Source organism: Nocardia sp. SYP-A9097 (assembly GCF_009649815.1).
Classification (GTDB): domain Bacteria; phylum Actinomycetota; class Actinomycetes; order Mycobacteriales; family Mycobacteriaceae; genus Nocardia.
The window spans coordinates 33882-53169 of the sequence record NZ_WJIC01000036.1 but is presented as its reverse complement, the minus strand read 5'-3'; the positions used below and the strand labels follow the sequence as shown (position 1 = coordinate 53169).

Sequence of the window (19288 nt, the reverse complement as noted above, 5' to 3'; positions counted from 1 at the left end):
ATTCGCCACCATTGTTGACTCCGGCCGCGTCCAGCAGGGAGGCGCGGGGTTCGCGGGGGCGGAACTCGAGTGAATCGTCGTCGGGGTCGGCTCCGGCCTCCTCGCGGCGGCGCTGCGCGCGCTCCTCCTCCACTCGCTGCAACTCGGCCAGCCGGGTTTCGCGCACGTAGCGACCGAGCGGATCCTTGTCGAAAATACTGACCGGGCTGTACGGGATGCGCTCGTCTTCGACATTGAAACGGGCCGCCGCGTCCCGCAGCGCCTCGATCGCGCCTGCGCGGCGCATGAGCTGGTAGGTGGCTTCGTCGACGGCGCGGCGCAGGGTCGCCGGATCGGCGTCGGGCAGCTCGATGCGATGCTGTGCGGCGGCGCGCACCAGATCGGCCAGGGCGGCATCACGGGCCTCGAGGGCGGACACCAGCGGTTCGGGGAGGTTCGGACCCCAATTGCGCTCGCCCGGGGGCTCGAGTTGCGGGCGCTCCGAATTCGACTGTGCGTGTTCGGGATTCGGGATCGCGCGGTCGGGATTCGGGTGCGCGCCCTCCGAATTCGCCTGCCCGGCAGCGATTCTGGCGTAATCCTCCTCGGTCGGCAAGCCCGCCAGGCGCAGGCTCTCCTCGACTTCGGCCCGCAGCCGGGGATCGGCCTCGGAGTACCACGGCTGGTACTCCTCACCGTCCCGCGTATGCATGGGGATGGCATCGCCGGAGATCTCCGCGATCTTGCCGGTGAAGCGCCACAGCACCGGCATGCGTTCGCGCGCCTGGTAGATGGTGGCGATTTCCTTGGCCGCGCGGACCGGGTTGAAATCGTCGTCGATATGCGCGAGGAGATCGTTGTGGATGAGATCGCCCAGGCCGTGCGTGAGATTGACCTGCCCCTTCTTGTCCCAGCCCGAACCGGACGGGTACTTCGGGGTATCGGCGTGGTAGCCGCCCATCATGCGCTGCCAGATGCGGCGCAGCAGGCCGGGGCGCTTGGCGACCTCGACTTCCTTGGTGCTCGATGGTTTCGGTAGATCGGGGCGGGGGGCCGCCTCGATGTGCCGGGTGCCGTCGGGTGCCTCGGTGATGCGGACGTGTACGCGATCGTCACCGGCCGCGAGGACCAGGCGCGCACCGTCGGCGGGGTCCGGGGTGTGGAAGGTGGCGGCCATGAGGTCCGCGATATCGGCTGCGCGACGCAGGGTTTCGTCGTGCAGGGCGGCCAGGGTGGCGTCGCGGTGCTGCGGATCGAGACTCTGCGGGTCGCGTACGCCGAGCAGGCGGGCCCACTCGTCGCGGTCGGCGGCCAGGCGGGCGCGGTCACCCGGGTCGGTGGACTGGTCGTAATGCCGCATCGCGCGGTCGAGGGCGTCGATCGCACCGGCGCGCAAGGCATTTCGGTACTGGAGTTCACCGGCGACATCGGGCAGCTGCTGGGTGCTGCGCTGCTGATCGGTGAGACCCAGGCGGTCGGCGATCTCGGTGCGGAGTTCATCGAGGGTGAGAACGCGCGGATCGTCGTGCGACATATCGCGATTCACGCGCGACCAGGGTTCGAGCGGCAGATCGCGGCGCGGTTGACCGGCGGGCTCCGGGCGCGATTGCGGGAACTGCCCCGCCTGCCGCTCGGCCGGGCTGAGCTTGCCGAGATCGTCCGAACGCATGGACACCGGCGGACGACCCTGCTCGGGATCACCGAAATGCCCACGCGCACGCGCCATCTCGGCGACCTCGCGCAGCGAGCCCAGCGGATCGACATGCCGTCGCATGGCCTCGCCCAACCCGAGATCGTGCGCCAACTGCCGCCCGTACGCCTCCCGGACCAAATCGCGCGGCCCGACCAGCGGCCCCGGAGTCTCCCGCAGATGATCCCCCAGCGCCCGCAGCGCGGGTGAAGCGACAGCCGGATCCACCGGATGCGCGGGATCCGCCGTGGAGACCTCCATGGTCCGCGTCTCCGCCGAATGCAGCTCCCCCGCACCCTCATTCACCGGTGCGACAGCCCCCGGATCCCGCACGGTGACCTCAGCCGTCACCGGATGCGTCAACTCCACCGTGGGCGCCTCACTGGGCGGCACCGCGAACTTCGACGTATCAACCTCAACCGTCGGCGCTTCACTCGGCGGCACCGCGAACTTCGACGTATCAACCTCAACCGTCGGCGCTTCGGCATCCGGTCGGGTCGGGTAATCCGCCCAGTCCACACGCGGATCTACCGGCGGCGCTTCGGCATTCGGCTGCGCCGGGTAGTCGCCCCACTCGATGCGGGGATCGGTCGGCGGTTCGCCCGAGTCCGGCCGGGTGCGATCGGCGGGTGAGGTGTCCGCGGTGGGGTCGCCGTCGGGGTGAATGGCTCGGCCACCGGCGTCGGAGGGGCCGGAGTCCGGCGGACCGTCCGGCCGAGGGCCGACGGGCGGTGCGGAGTCATCGCCGAGATCGGGCCGGCCACCGGCGCGCTCCCACAGGAAATCGGCCCGCTCAGCGGAGACCCGAGCCAGGTTCTCGGCCGCCTCCGCCTGGAACCGCGCCCAACTCTCGGTAGCACTCCCGGGCTCACTCGCATCGGCGATATCCCGCAGCCAGGCGGCATGCTCGGACTCCATCCGCGCACGCCAATCCGCCTGCACCGCCAACTGCCGCCGGAGCCACGGCGACCCCTCGGGCTCGGACGCCGCCGCAGCGAGCGGACGCTCCCCCGGCGGCTCATCGCCCCCGGCCATCCCCGGCTCCGGATCGGCCGGCGACGCCGAATCATTGTGCGGCCGCGGGTAATCCGCCCACGGCCCGCGCGGATCGGTAGGCGCGGACTCCGACGCAGCCGGATCCATTCCCGGCTTGGGACCACCTGGACGCGCCGGAGTCGGACCGCCCGGATCGGAATCCCCTGGGGCACCGGGGTGCTGCGGCGGCTCCTCGCCACCATCCCGCCGCGAATCGATCGGCGCCTCGCCATTGGACTGCGCCGGATAGTTGCCCCACTCCAGGCGCGGATCGGTTGGCGGCGTTGCCGAGTCCGGGCGGGGGTAGTCGGCCCATGCCTTGCGAGGATCGGTCGCGGGCGTCTCCGAATCGGGGCGGGGGTAGTCGGCCCAGGCTTTGCGGGGGTCGGGGGTGGGGTCGGGGTGGGGGGTGAAGGTGTCGGTTACCCATTGGGCGAAGGCGTCGGCTCGGTGGAATTGTTCTGCGGCGGTGCGGAGTTGGGTGAAGGCGTCGGCGGGGTCGCCTTGGGTTAGGCGGACCGTGCTGGATTGCAGGTCTGCCATGGTTTCGGCGAGGTGGGTGGGGGTCAGGTCGGCTTCGGAGGTGCGGAGGCCGGTTACCTCGCGGAGGTTGGTTATGGCCTCGCGGAGGGCGTCGTGGGCGGTGTCGCGGGCTCGGTTGGCGACGTCGGTGACGGGTTCGGCAGCGGTCGCGGCGGCTGATTCGAGGCGGGCCAGTTCGGCTTGCCAGCGGGAGACCACGTCGCGGGCGCGGTCGACTCGGTCTGTGGCGGCGGCCATTTCGGCGCGGGCCTGCGGGTCGGCGGTGGGTTGGCGGGAGGAGGTGGTGGGGTCTTCGCGGCCGATACCGGTAATCTCGCGCACCAGTTCGGCTGTGCGGAGGTCGAATTCGGCATCGGCGAGGGAACGGCGGGCGGATTCCCGCGGGGTCTCACCGGCACGCATGGCGTCGACCGCGTCGGATTGTGCTGCGGCCAAACCATTCTCGGCGAGGTGCACGCGGCGCGCGGCATCGACGATGTCCAGCACATGCTCATTCCAGGCGTCCAGCTCCTGGACCGGCATGCGACGGCCCACCACCTCGTCGATGGCGGCGATGTAGTTGTCGGGGGTGAGGTCGGCGGGGTCGAGCGGCAGGGTGCCGATGACCTCGCGCAGATCGGCGTGCGCCCGTTCGAGTTCGCGCCGCCACGCCTCGATCGGTGTATCGGAGGGGTGCGCCGACTCCGAAACCGCTGTGTCCAAAGCGGATTGCAGTTCGGCGACGCGATCGGTGAGGCGGTTGTGCTCCTCGGCGGAGGCGCGCAGCGCGGCCACCCGCTGATCGAGCTGCGCCTGTGACGTCGAGCGCGGTTCGCGAGTGCCCAGGTAGTCGAGGGTGCCGTTGAGCCGCCCGGGCCTCAGGTCGGAGTCGCCGATAGCACGCACCGGCTCGACCGGGATGCGCGAGAGGTCGTGATCCCTGATGACGCGGGCATTGTCGAGATCGGCTCGCGCCCTGCCCAACTCGGCTGCCAAATGCTTCGCATCGGTCGATACCGGCGCGGGAGCCGGTTCGGTGAGCCCATTGTGTTCGGCGGCCAGTCGCGCCAGCTCATTGATATCGGCGGTGCGGGCCGCCACCTCCCCGCGCAGCTTCTGCAGCACCTCGTCGAGCCGCTCCGGAGTGAGCCGCTCATGCTTGTCGATCTTGCCGTCGCGGTAGACCTCGTACACCTCGGCCCAGCGCTTCGGATCGCTGCCCAGATCCACCCCGAGCAGCCGCGACCAGGCGTCGGCCGCCATGGACGGCGCGTCCGAGGTCGGCGGCTCGCCGACCCGCTCGTTCATGAGGTCGACCAGCGGCGGGACCGCCTCCCCACGGTGAATGGGCAGTTCGCCTTCGGCGATGCGCGGATCGGTATTCGGATCGAAGCGCAGGCCGTCGGTGAACGGATCGATCGCACCCAGAGCGCTGATGTACTCCGTCAACGCCCCGCGCAGCTGATTCGGCGAATCCCCCGGGCGGACAACAAGATCGGTAATGGCCCGGCGCAGCGCGGACGGATGAATACCCTTCGGATCCGGCGCGTAGGACTTCAGATCCTTACTGTGCTTCTTCGGGAAGAGCTCCTCCGGCTCGATGCCAAGCCGGACCGCCAGCCGGTCACGTGCTGCGAGCGCCGCAGCTTCATCAACACCACGCAACTGCTTGGCGTAATCGATCAGATCCTTGACCAACTGGGTGCGCAGAGCCGCCGGAGTCTCCGCGGCGGAGAGCATTTCGGCCAGGTGCGCGGCGGTCAGCTCGTCGACGCCCACCCCCGCCCGGTTCGCCAGGTTTTCCCGCACCCGGTCCAGGTCGTGGAAACTGTCGATGGCATCGCTGGTGCGGATGAAATCCGCCATGCCCTCGATCTGCGCCGCGCGCAACGCATTGTCGTGGTGCAGCGCGGCGATGGTGTCGGCGAGCCGGCCCGAGTGCAGATCCATGTGGTACTGCGTGAGCCGCGCCGCGACCTCATTGCGGGCCGCGCGCACCAGATCCGGGTCACGCGGGGCCGACGGCGTGGCCGAATCCGGGTGCGGGGCAACCGCATCCAGTCCGGGCGAAGCCACCCGCCACGAGCCGTCGTCATTGCGCAGCATGGTGACGGGCATGCGGCGGCCGTCCACATCGACTTCCTGGAAGCGGACCTGCGGCGGCCGCTCGCTCTCCAGAATGCTCACCTGACCGTGCTCGTCGATCAGAGCCAGGCGGTAATCCAGGTGCAGCGCACCGGAATTCAGCAGTTCACCCAGGAGCGGGCGCTCGGCGAGCACATTGGCGAGATGCGCGTCATGGTCCGCCTCGCCGCGCATGACGACCAGCCGGTGCGGATCACCCGGCGCGTCCCCGGGGTAGATGCCGATGCCCGGATCGAGGGTGACGCCGCCGTGTTCGTCCAACCAGTTGTGGGCGATATCGTCGACGACCAGCTGCTGCTGTTCCCGCGCCGCCGCATCGGCGTGCAGGAAATCGTCTACCGCGGTGGACAATTCGTTCAGCGCGTCGATGTGGTCGCGAACCTGCATGCGCTCGGTGGCCAGCGTGCGCTCGAGCGGACCGCCGGGAGCCAGCGAGTCCAGGTCGATGCCGAGCAGCTGCGCCCAGTTCGAGCGTTCATCGCGAATCTGGTCGCGCAGCAGGGCATTCTCGAAGAGGACGCCCTCCTTGCGAGTATTCGCGTCATCCTCGGAGAGGTTGTCGAACTCGCGGCCGGGTTCGGCGCTGTTATTGACGCCTTCCCACTTCAGCAGCGGATGGTTCTCGCCCTGGGAGAGCGCGACTTCCCGCAGGAACCTGCTCAGCGGGTCATTGTCGGTGAAGCTCACCTCATCGCTGTAGGCGATGCGCGCGTTCTCGGTGTTGTACCGCTCGGCGGCACTGGCCAGACCCTCGATGGCTCCGGCGCGGCGCAGTGCGAGGTATTTGGATTCGTCCAGGGCGCGGCGCAGGGTCTCCGCGTCCACGGTCTTGATATCGATATCCGCGCGACCGGCCTGCCGCAGCAGCTCGGCGAGGGCTTCCGCGCGGGCATCGATGGCGTCCGCGAAGGGTTGCGGAAGGTCGGGGCTGTGCGGCGGGTGCGGCTGCTCCTCGGCGTGGTTCGACGAATCACCCTGTGCCGGTGGAAGTTCGGCGTGCACCTGACCCGGTGGGAGTTCCGGATGTACCTGGCCGGGTGGCAGTTCGGCGGGAGCCGCCTGACCCGACAGGCGCAGGCTGTCCTCGACGGCGGCGCGCAGTCGCGGATCGGCTTCGGTGAGCCACGGCTGATATTCGCCGCCGTTGCGGGTGCGCATGGGCACCGCATCGCCCGACACATCGGGGATGCGGTTGCTCAGCAGGCGCAGCAGCGGCATCCGCTCGCGCACCTTCCAGATGGTGGCGGCTTCCTTGCCTAGCCGGACGGGGTTGAAACCGTCCTTCAGGTTTTCCAGTTCATGGTCGTGGACCAGGTGGCCGACATCATGGACGATTTCGACCTGGTACTTGCCGTCCTGCTTGGAACCGGAGCCGTATTTCGGTGTGTAACCGCCATATCCGCCCTTGAGGGCGTCCCACAGTTTGCGCACCAGCGAGCGATGCGGCGGTTCCGGCGTGGTCTTGGGCGTGCTCGGCGGTTCGGGCAGTGCCGGGCGGGTGGCGACCTCGATCCGCTGGGTGCCGTCCGAGTCGGTGTGGACGCGCACGTGCACGCGCTCACCATCGGCCTCCAGCACCATATGCCTGGTGGTGGAGGTATCGCCGGTGTAGTTGGCGGCGGCCACCAGATCCGCGACATCCTCTGCACGGCGCAGGGTTTCATCGCGCAGCTCGGCGAGAGTGGTCTCCCGATGCTGCGGTGCGAGGTCCTGCGGGTCGCGGCCGAGCAGGCGCGCCCAATCGTCGCGGGCGGCGGCGATCTCGGCGCGGCGAGCCGGATCGGTGGCATTGTCGTGGTGCTCGGCCAGGTGCGCGAGTTCCTCTATCGCACCGGTGCGCAACAGGTTTCGGTACTGGAGTTCTCCGGCGATCTCGGCCAGGCGATGCGGCGTGAGATCGTCCTCGGACAGGCGCAGGCGCGCGGCGATATCGTCGCGCAGTTCGGACAGGTGGAGCGCGCGCGGCTCAGTGGAGGCGCCCTCGCGGATAGGGGCGTCCCACGGATTGAGCGGGAGATCCCTTGTCGGCGTGCCCGATTCGAGGCGAGGATTGTTCGCCCCGGACCGTTGGAACTCCTCGGCCGCACGACGCTCGGCCGGATCGAGGGGGTGGAAGTCCTCCGGGCGCAGGGCGCTCGGCGGGCGGTTGTGCTCCGGATCTCCGAAAAGGTCTCGCGCGTGCGCGATCTCGGCGATATGGCGCAGGGCGGCAATGGGATCGGGATGCCGGGTCAGCGCATCGCCCAGGCCGAGCGCATCGACCAGACGCGTGACCTGTGCCTGCGCCTCCGGCGTGCGCTGAACCGTCTCCTGCTGCGGGGGAATCTGCCGCAGGTGATCCGCGACATCACGCAGGGCGGGCGATACGACGGCGGGATCCACCGGCAGCACAACGGTATTCGCGCCCTCGCCGTCCGAATGCGGGGCGGGCAACTCCACGGTCGACGCTTCCGACCCGGGCAGCTCTACGGTCGGAGACTCCGGCGTGGGCAACTCCACAGTCGGCGACTCCGACCCCGGCAACTCCACAGTCGGCGACTCGGCGCCGGGCAGCTCGACAGTCGGCTGCTCCGACGCGGGCACGCGCGGGGTGACAGGGACCGTCGGCTCTTCTTCCGGGTTGCCGGACACCATATTTCGGCTCGGCGGGTCCTGCGGTGGCTTCAGCGTCCCGTCCGGGTTGAACGGGGTGTATGGCTCGGTGGGCGGGGCGGGTGTGGTGTCGCCGCCATGCCAGTGGGTCTCATCGTCCACGAATTTCGGGGCGAAGGAGAGTTTGATCGGCGGCAGGGGGGTGCCGCGCAGCGCAGCGGAATCGATCAGCAGCTGGTGCAGGACTTTCGCCGGTTCGGTGGCCGCGTCACCGTTCAGGACCACATCGGCGTAAGCCTCGGCCAGCGCCTCCAGCGGGTTGAAGAGGCCGTACTTGTCGAAGCTGTAATCGGTGAGCTGATCCAGCCAGGAGTAGAAGCCGTCCGAGGTGCCGCGGGTCTCCTTGTAATGGGCTGCGAGGGTATCGAAGGCGATTCGCAGTGCGCGGGACTCACCGGTCAGCTCTACGACGTGACCGAATTCGTGCACGATCGTCGCGTACAGCGGGCGGTCGGCATGGCCCGGCGTGGCACCGCCGGCGTCCTCGGCGTCCCTGGCCCAGCCTGCCCACTTCTCGGGATTGCGGACCATCTCGACATTCACCCGCAGGGTGGTCGCGGCGATCTTGCCGTCCCGGCCGATACCGTCGGACACCGATGCCGAGACATCCTCGCGTTCACCGATGAACCGGTCGATCCGTACGGTGCTCAGCTGGTTGTCGGGACGCAACGTCATCATGTCGTCGACCGCGCGGGCGACTTCCCGCAGCGCTTCGACGTCGATCCGGGGCTTGTCGAATCCGACGAATTCCAGTTCGGGCCAATGCTCTTTGAGCAGGTCCGCGATCTGCCTCGGATTCAGATCCGACCATTGATCGTCCGGGCGTGGCGACCAATCGGGATTCTCATCGGCAGGATGGGCCGCGTCCGAGGTTTGGTCCTCGTGCGGATGGACCGAACCCTCGTGCGGTGCGGGCGAATTCCCATGCTGTGCCGGTGAATCCTCATGCGATGCAAGTGAATCACTGTGTCGCGCGGTCGAATCATGCTGCGGGGCATGGGAATCGTGCGGTGCCCCATCAGGCAGAGCCATATGGCGTTGTTGCGGGCCATCCACGGGGCGCGGGCCATTGCGGTCCGCCGGGGTCGCATCGGGGTCCTGCGGCCGAACAGGTTCGGTTTCGCGCAGCGCCGCCTGATCGATCAGCAGCTTGTACAGGACCTTCGCCGGTTCGCTCGCCGCATCACCATTGCGGGTCACATCGGAGTACGCCTCCGCCACCGCTTCGAGGGGGTTGAAGTCGCCGAACTTGTCGAAACTGTAGTGGCTCAACTCCTTCAACCAGTTGTAGAAACCGATCTTGGTGTCCCGCGTGGCCTTGTAATGGTCGAGCAGGGTTTTGAAGGCGAGGTCCAGCGCGCGCGCCTCACCGTGCAATTCGAGGACATGGCCGAATTCGTGCACGATCGTCGCGTACACCGGCCGGTCACCGTGACCCGGCATGAACGTGCCGTTCGCCTCGGCGGCCCGGGCCAGCGCCGCCCACTTCTCCGGATGCTCGGCCAGGTCCATATTGAGCACGATGGCTTCCGCGGAGATCCGGCCGTCGGGGCCGGTCTCTTCATCCACGAACGCGGCAACGTCCTTCATGTCATTGCCGGACTCGCCCTCGGCGGGAGGTTCGCCGTCCTCCGGATCGGGGGTGAAGTCGTCTACTTCCAGCGCCCGCAGTTTGGTATCGGGATGCAGGGTCAGCATGTCGTCGACGGCGCGCGCGAATTCCCGCAGCACCTCTACATCGATGCGCGGATCCTGGAATCCGTCGATCTCCAGATTCCAGCGCTCGGCGAGCCGATCCTCGATCTGCTGGGGATCGAGCTTCGACCATTCATCATCCGGGCGCGGCGACCAGTCGGGTTCCGGATCGACAGGATGCGACTCATCAGTGGATGAATCATCGTGCGGGTGAGCCGGATCCTCGTGCGGGCGCACGGAATCCTCATGCGGCTGCGCCGAATCCTCGTGCGGGTGGGCCGAATCTGCATGCGGCTGCGTCGAATCCTCGTGTGGGCGAGTCGAATCCGCGTTCGAGTTGTCGTCGGGGACGACCATGCGGCGTTGCGGGCCGTCCTCCGGCCGGTGGCCATCACCATCGGTCTCGGGTCGGGAGCGCGGGGCCTCGCCGGGCTCCCCGGAACGGTCGGGGTGGGTCGGGCCGGTCGCCTCGTCCCGGGCGGGCAGGGCGCGATTCGCGGGCGGTTCGGTATCCCGGCCGCCGAACCGATCGGTGAGTCGATCCCAAAGTCCGCGCGGGCGTTCGGGTTCGCCGGTCAACGGTGCGGCACCATCGAGCATGCGCGCGGAGATGCGGTCCGCCAGGCGCTGCGGATCCGTATCGGTCATGTGCTGGAAGCGGGCGGCCAGCACATCCGAGGGGGTGCCCGCGCCGGTGGGCGGCGGGACGCGCCAGCCGCCATGACCGTCGCGCTCGAGCCAGAGATTGAGATCGACGGTGCCGATCTTCATCGGGAATCGGCTGTAGCGGTCGCGATCTCGGGCGCGGTGCTCGTCGGTCGCACCATTCGCCAAATCCGGCATGGGCAGGCGACGGGTCATCAGATCGCGCGCCACGGCCGCCGGATGCGGGTACGTCACCGAACGATCGCCCTCGGCCAGCCGGTGACCCTCGCGCACGAAACGGTCGGAGAGCCGGGTAGGAACCTGCTCGTGCATACCGTCGCGGCGCAGCGAGAACTTCGGGCGCGTGGTGTGCTCGAACGCATCCGAACCGAGCTGACGCATCCACTGATCGAAACCCAGTGTGGTGGAGCCCTCTTCGCGATAGCGCAGATAGTGCGCCAGCATCTCCGCCACGGCCTCACGGTGACTCGGCTTACGCATCGAGCCCTCGGCCTCATCAGCGAACAGCGACCGCACCCGAGCGTCATCGCCCGCCGGGGTGACCTCCCGATATTCGATGCGGTGGAAGCCATCCCACAGCGCGTCCGCATACCGCGGATCCGAGGCCGCCAACTCCCGCAGCGCCCGCATATGCCCGCCCTCGGGCGCGAACACCACCAGCGTCGCCTTGGTGCGCACGGTATCGCGTGTGCGAATCACCTGATCGGTGAGCCGCTCCCCGAGATGACCAGCCCGCTGCAACTCGACTTCCGCAGCACGCCTGGACAATTCGGTATCGGCGCCGCGCACCGGATGCGCCGCCGAATCCTCGCCGTGCACCGGACCACCATCGGAGGCGATCGGATCGGCCGCAGCAAGTTCCGAGCGCGGGGCGGAGTGTTCGGGGGCCTTCACCGGTGGCGGGACCTCCGACGCCGGGGTATGCGCCCGGGGCAGGTCCGAGCGGGGCTCGGGGATGCGCGGAAGATCCGGGTGGGGGTCCGATACCCGAGGTGTCTCGATGCCCGGGGTGTCGGTGAGAGCCGGTCTGCCCCAGCGGGATTCGTCGGCTTCACCGTAGGAGCGGACTACGTCGAAGGCTACTTCGGCGGCGTCCAGACCGGTCTTCTTCAGGTATTTGCGCAGGGCGTCGACGCCCGCCTCGTAGGCGCGGGATTCGGGGGTTCCGGTGCGGCCGGGGCGGTCCAGGGCCTTGTCGTACGCCGCGGTGTAGGCGCGTTCGGCGGGGCCGACCAGGATCGGCGTGCCGGACTCGCGCAGCAGGCGCAGGTGTTCGATCTCGATCGCGTAATCCGCGGCGCGGCGGTCGCAAGCCTCCGGAGTGTCCTTGCCCTTCGGCGCTGGTGCGGGCGAAGGCTCGTCACTCGGCGAAATGCCGTGTGCGCGATCCCATTCCGCACCACGCACGACACCGAGATCGCGGTGTCCGACCAACGGGCCGTCGGTGGTGATACGCGCGGTCACCTCGCGGACCGCGGCGCGATAGGCGGCGGCCTCCAACATGCGCTGGGTGGCACTGTCATTGCCCTTGTACGCGCGCTGCGCTGTATCGAGCGCCTTCTCACGAGTCTCCAGGAAGGCACGCTCCAGCGGATCGCGCACCGGCGGGCGTTCGAAACCCGAATTGGCGTACCACACCCGGCGGTTCTCGAAGGACAGCGCCAAACCCTCGGAATGCCTGCCCAACATGGACTGCACGTATTCGCCGCGAGTCAGATCGAAACGCTCCAGCGGGCCGTCGACCGAGTGCACGGCATCCGCCAGGAACGCGGCGTGCACCAGCTCCGCGACCGCATGTTCGTACGAGCCCACCGGGTAGGGCAGCACAACGGTATTCGTCGCCGGGTCGTAGCCGAACAACGGACCCCGCTGGGTACGGCCGTCCGGCGTGGTGTTGATCGATGCTTCGGGCTCGCCGCTGAACCGGATGTCGACACCGTGCCGGTCCAGGGTCTGCACCGCCCAGTGACTGACAGGGGTTCCGCTCTCATGACCGAGCGCGGTCAGGCGCACCTGATCGCGGGCGACATCCAGGGCCAGCGGTTCCGGATGCTCCTGCCAAGGACCGGCGAGACTCTCCGGGTCCTCGCGGCCGTGCACCGGCGGGGCGGTGTTCTCGCCCGCCAAACCGAGCGGAAGGTCCTCGTCCGCGCCGCCGGTGAAGCGTTCATCCGCCAGCAGCGCTTCGATGCCCGCCTCGTGCGCGATACGACGCAGTTCGGCCTCCGACACCTCCGGGGTGCGGGAACGCGCCTCAGCCGCGGCCGCTTCACCGGCGGTGAGGTAATCGTCCTGCACCGAGCGCCGGTACTCCGCCTCCGCGCGATCCCGCAGCGAACCACCGGCCGGGTCATAACCCGCATCACGCAGCGCACGGTCGAATTCGGCTTGCCTGCCGAAGGATTCGGCGGCAGAGTGCAGCGCCTGATCCCGCGACGCCGGGGCCTCGCCGACCGGTGCATCGTCCCTGGAGAGCGGATCGGCGTCGCCGACGCGGGCGGAATCGTCCCCGAATTCGCGTACGGCATCGCCCGAGGAGACGGGGTCGTGGGCGCGGTCGGTGGGTGTGGTGGTCAGGGCGTCGAGGTGTGCGACCGCGGCGACGACGGCCGACGCCTGCTCCAACTGATCGCGGCCGTGGGTGTCGATGACCAGTTCGCGGGTGTCGGCGTTGTAGGAATCCGGGGCGCCGAGGCCCTCGGTGTCGGTGAGGCGCAGGGTTACGCCCGCATCGCGCAGGGCGGCCAGCGTCTCGCGGCCGATTTCGGTGTGCGCCAATACTTCCGAGACGGCGATGACCTCGGGAGCGGCGGGGCGGCCCGCCCAGGTGTCGGGCGCGTTCTCCGGGTAGGCCAGGTCGCGGACGGCGCGCTGCTCCGGTGGGACATGATCGTCCACGCGGCGCGAATTCGGTTCCCGGTCTTGCAGATCCGAGAATCCGGAATCCGTGGCGGTCGGGGCCGAATCCTCCGGAAGGGGCTCATGGTGCAGACCGTTCGAACCCTCACCCGAATCATCGGGGGACTGCGGCCGAACCGGTTGCGCACCAGGCTCTTCCGGCGGTTCATCGGTGCGACCGGTCGAATCTGCCGGTGAGTTCGGTTCGGTCGGCGGGCCGGACGGATCGGTCGCGTAATCGGAGATCGATTGCGGGCTTGTCGCATCGGATGAGATCGGCTGCGAGTGCGGCGAATCCGGCACAATCGGTTGCGGCGAATCCGCGGCGAACGGCTGCGGGCGCGGCGAATCGGCAGCGATCGGCTCCGGCGGCTTCGATGTAATCGGCTGCGCGCGTGGCGGTTCGGAGGTGTCGACAAAGTGTGATGCGGGTGCGTCGAGGGTGTTGCCCGCGGCAAGCCAATGCTCGCGGGCGGCATCCACCAGGACCTGGTTCAGGACCTTGGCGGGCTCGCTCGCGGCATCGCCATTGAGTTCGACATCGGTGAAGGCTTCGGGCAGGGCCTCCTGGGCGAAGAACATGCCGTCTTCATTGAAGCTGTACTTGCTGAGCTGGCGCAGCCAGGTGTCGAAACCCTCGTGATTGTCGCGAATCTGGCCGTACTTCTCCTCGTAGAAGTCCGCGAGCGCATCGAAGGCGCGCTGGCCGGCGGTCTCCTGACCGGCGAAGTCGACACCGTGGCCGAGCTCGTGCACCAGCGTCGAATACACCGGGCGCGCACTGGCTCCCGGCACTCGAATGCCATCGGCCTCATTCTCGGCAATGCGGCGATGCAGCTCCTGCGGGTCCGCCGCGAACTTCTCGTTCAGCACAATGCTGTCGGCGTGTGAACGGCCGTCCGGACCCTCGGCCGCCGGGGCCACCGCGTACACATTGTCATCCAGAATCGGGCCGATGACGACACGCTTCAGATCGATGTACGGGTGCCGCGTCAGCATGTCCTCGACCGCACGAGCGAACTCGCGCAACACTTCCGGATGGACATTCGTCTTGTCGAAACCATCGACATCGAGACCGAAGTCCGCGCGCAACGCCCGCTCGATCTCCTCGGCATTCTTGCCGGACCACGAATCGTCCGGCGGCGGAGCCCAATCCGGCGCGTTGGGCGGCGAGTCATCACCGGAACCACCGTCGAGCGGCGAATGATGGTCCGCCGCACCATGATCCGACGAATCGTCAACCGGCTGAGTATGGTCGACCGTCCCCCAGTCCCCGTCATCCAGGAACTCCGGGCCCTCGGCCTCATCCTCGGATACACGCCGCGCACCGGGCTCATCCGCCGTCGGACCATCCGGCCGCCGCACCTGATCCGGTTCCGGTTGTGGCGTCTCCGGATCGGGGCGGGTTATCGACGGATCGGGGCGGGGGGTCGACAGATCGGGGGTGGTTTGGGTATCAGGGCGGGGGGTGCGCGCGTCCGGGTGGGGTTCGGGGGTTCGGGTGGGGGTGGCGTCGATGGTGAGAGGGAGGACGGTGGCGCGGACGCCGTAGTGGCCTTCGCCGCGGGCGTCGACGGAGTCGATGTGCAGGTCCAGGCCGTGCGCCAGGAGCATCATCGGCAGGTCCGGGCCGTTCGCGGACAGGTCGTGCAGGAACAGGGCGGGGGTGCCGGCGGGCAGTACCAGTTCGATGTGGTGGCTGATGCCGTCCATGGCGGGGACGGCACCGAGCATCGCGTGCAGGTAGTCCGGCATGTGCTGGGTGGTTCCGACCAGGCCGGCGAGATCCGCGCCGAACGGGTTGGAATTGAGGCCGAGGGTCACCATGACCGGCTCGTCGAGCGGATGCAGGTTCAGGGCGCTGTCGATGAGGTCCCGGGCGCGAGCGACCTCCGGGGTCGGCTCGGCCACACCGTGGAGCGCCGCACGAATATCGGCGGGCCGGGGAGCGCCCGGGTCGCGGGGATGGGCGCTGTCCGTACTGCCCAGGTAGGCGCGCAGAGCGGCGCGGTGCTCATCGGTCAGGCGGGCATGGGCATCCGACCAGGCGTCGCGGCCGTAGGCATTGATACCCGCCAGGTCCAGCCGGACCTCATCCGAGGTGCGCAGAAAGCGGACCGGCTGATTCTGACCGATCCGGACCCGCTCATTGAGCATATTGCGCTGCTTGGCGGCGAGCTTGTGCACCGGATCGCCGTCCGGTTTGAACAGGATCGCGTGCGTGCCTTGGGTTTCGCGCGGCACCACCGGCGGGAAACCGTGCTCACGCCCGGCGGCCGGATCCTTGACCACGATCTCGCCGCCCTCATTGACCAGCAGGTAGGCGTGCGCACCCACCCCGTAGGCGTCGGCATCACCCGCATAGTGGTCCACCACCAAAGCCGCTGAGCCAGGACCTAATTCGCGCAGCCGGTCGGCAATCGCCTCGTGATCGGGATACTCGCGCAGCTGACCGCCGGCGGCGGAGACCAACTCGTCACGGGTCATACCCGACGCGCCGATGGTGCGCTCCGGCACGCGAATCCGGTCACTCCCGGTGATGTCGCTCAGCAGTCGCAGCGAGAGTTCGCCACAGCGCCCACGATTGGAGCGCTGCGCTTCACCGTCGGCGGAATCCGGTGGCCGCACAGCGGGTTGCGCACCGTCATCAAGACTGCCCGGATGCACCGCGGCTCCGTCACCACGATCCGGCAGTCCGGCCCGGCGATCGGCGCCGTCCTCCGGCTTCCGCGCACGCGGACTGCGGTCGCCGGATGCATCCGTCTCGGGCCGCCGACCGGAATCGGCGGGACGATGTTGCGAACCATCGTGATTGCGGGCCGCGGGCCCATCCCCCACCGGAACCGGCGCGACCAGCAGCGCATCCGGATCATCCCGGTGCGCCCGATGCTCGTCATCGGACGGCCGATCCCCTTCGGGCCGAACGCCATCGGACTCACCATCCCGCGCGGCCCGAGTCTTCGCCGGATCATCCGAATCGGTCCGCACCTGGGAATCATCCGGCCGCGCATTCGGCGAATCCCGCTGATTCTCCGGCCCTTCCGACCGATCCGGCATGAGGTCATCCGCCGACCGCGCCGGATCATCCGAATCCGCTCGCACCTCGGAATCATCATGCCGCGTGTTCGGCGAATCCCGTTCCGGCTCAGGTGAATCAGAGTGATCTCGGGAACCGTCGTCCGACTCCGGGCGCGGAGTCGTATCCGACTTGTCCCGCGCCCCCTCGTCGGACTCCGGACGCGGGTTCACATCCGAATCACGCGACGCGGCTTCGTCGGTGCGCGGCAAATCCCGCTGATGCTGTGGGTCATCCGAGCGGTCCCGGGTGTTGCTGTCGGACTCGGGGCGGGTGGTGGTGTCCGAGTCGCGGGGTGCGGAATCGTCTTGGCGTGGCGTGGAATCCGGACTGTCTTTCGACGCATCCGGTGAATCGTGGCGGCTCTCGGGGGTGTCCGTGTGGTCGAGGGAGCCGTTTTCCGATTCCGGACGGGTCGCCGGGTCGGGCGAATCTGCCTCGGCGGCACGGTGATCCGCGTCCGGGTGGGTGTCGGGGGCGTCTGCGGCGGGCTTGGATGTATCCGCTTCGGGGCGCGTGGATGGTGCGTCCGACTCCGGTTTCACACCGGACACATCGTGGTCGGACTTGGGGGCCGCGGCCTCGGGTTTCGTTGCGGGGGTTTCGGTCTCGGCGGTGTGCGTTGAGTGTGGTTCGCCGGACGAGTTGGCGTGGGAAGCCGCGGATTCCGGAGTGGCCGGTTTGGGTTGGGCCGCGGCGGCCGTGGGGCGTGCGTCGCTGCGAGAATCCGGGCCCGCTTGGGGGCGGGCGGTTTCGGGACGGACGTCGGTGCGGGGAGCCGCGCCGTCGGTGGGGCGGGGAGCGGTGGAGTCGCCCGCGCGGGGGGCCGCCGAGGTGGCGCGCTGGTCCGAGGCCGGGGTGCCGCGATCGGGCGTTGCCCCCGCATTCGCATTGGACGCGGAGTTCGGGTTCGAGCCCGCGTTCACCCCGGAGTTCGCACCGGAGCCATTGGCGGCGTTCGCATTCGGCGCCGCGCCCGCGCTTCCACCGGACGCCGGGTTGGCCCCCGCATTCGCACCCGCTCTCGGGCCTTCGCCCGCGCTCGCCGCCGCGCCCGTGTTCGCGGTGGCGGGGGAAGCTCCGTTCGCGCCGGGCGTCGAGGCCCCGGAGGTGGCGGGACTTGCACTGCCGCCGCCGGTTTGGGTGGTTCCAGCACCCGCGGGGCTGGTGCTCGGTGAGCCACTACTCGGTGACGCGCTGTTGGGAGCGCCGCCGCTACTCGGCGAAGTACTGCTGCCGGGTGACGCACTGCCGGGAGCGCCACTGCTGCTCGGCGAAGCGCTGCTGCCGGGTGACGCGCTGCTGGGGGCGCCACTGCTGCTCGGCGCGCCGCTACTGGGGGCGCTGCCGCTTACCGGTGCACCGCCCGGAGAACCGCCGGGCGACGTACCGACGGACGGTGCGGCAGCCGGGGCTGTGGAGTTCGCAGTGGGTGCCACGTCGGAGTTCTGCGGGATTCCGGCGCGGGGCCCGGGGTCCGCGGATGATGGAGCGCCACTGTGGGATTCGGCCGGCGAATGCCCGTTCGTGGAGGTGTTCGAGGACGTGTCGACGTGGGACCCGGCGCCGTTCTGGGCGGCAGCGGGGTCGCTCTGTTTGGCATCGTTCGCGGCGGGGCCGCGATTGTCGACTCCGCCCGGCTGGTCGGTGGAGCGGGGGCGATCCTCGCCGGTTGTGGTGTTGTCGTTCCGGTGATTGTCGTGCTCACCGGTGTCACCGGAATCGGGGGCTCCGGCGGGATGCAGGGAACTGCCGTCACCACCATTGCCGACGTGCGGGCCGGCCCCATCTCCATTGTGGCCGTTGCCATTCACGCCATAGTTGTCCGCACCATTGCCGTGCAGGTCATTGCCGTGCAGGCCGGGCAGGTCGCCACCGTGTATACCGGGGAGATTGCCCGGGTTGAACTCCGGCGGCCGGAAGCCGATACCCGGGATATTGCGCCCGCTGCCGCCCAGCCGCGAATCCCAGAAGTGATGCGCCCGGGCGTGCATATCGCCCGAGATCGCGCCATTGGTAATACCCGCGGTGAGCATGCGCGGATCGAACTGCGTATTGGCCAGGTTCTCCACGGCCTTGTCCCAGCCGTGCTGCCAGACATCGGCCACGAACTGCGTTCCGGTGGCGGCGACGAAACCCGCTCCGGCACCGACGATTCCGGCTCCCATACCGGTAATGCGCGCGGCCACCAGGTGATTCACCCCGGCATGGCTCAACCGGTTGCCCGCCCACTCACCGAGTGGACCGGCGGCCATACCACCGGCGGCCGAACTGACCGTGGTGACTGCCACCTGCGTCCAGTTGATGTCCTTGCGGTGCCCCTCGATCACCTGCCATTCCTGAATACCGATCTCCTGCAGCGTGCCCAGCGCGGTATCGATGGCGGCATGCTTGAGGAAGAACTTCACCAGCGACGCACCGGCCATACGTGCGACCCGCGCCAGGATCGCGTCCAGCGCCTCGCGCCCGATAATCCGCACCGCGACCCGTGTGAGCGCGGTCGCCAATGCCTCCACCGCCGGAGCGGTCGCCGGAGACAGCCAGGCAGCGGCGATTTCACCCGCCAGCAGCGCCAGCGAGGAGTAGAACATCAGCTTGGTGTATTCGATCTCGGTGCCGACCCCGTCGGCCGATTCACCGATCTGATCGAAGTACTTCGCCAGATCCGGTAGCGAAGTGGCCTCTTTGTCCCCGCCCTTACCGCTCAGTGAATCGAACGCGCGGGACATCTCCTCGATGCCCTTGCCGTCCGTATACGCCGCCAGGGTCGCGTATTTGGCGTCATCGATCGAGGAGACCATATTGCGCAGCTCATCGCCGGCCGTGCGCCAGTCCTGTGCCAGCGCCCACATCTGGTCTTCGTTCCCCTCGGGCCATTCCATCCCGACGAGCCAGCCCAGCCATTCCAGCGATCCGGGCAGTTCGATCAT

1 pseudogene (running past one end of the window) is annotated in these 19288 nt (G+C 68.8%); it reads right to left on the bottom strand.

Annotation, left to right across the window (positions count from 1 at the left end):
* Positions 1-19288: pseudogene (locus tag GFY24_RS36570) on the bottom strand (hypothetical protein); its annotated part reaches 10320 nt to the left of the window's first position; the annotation flags it as partial.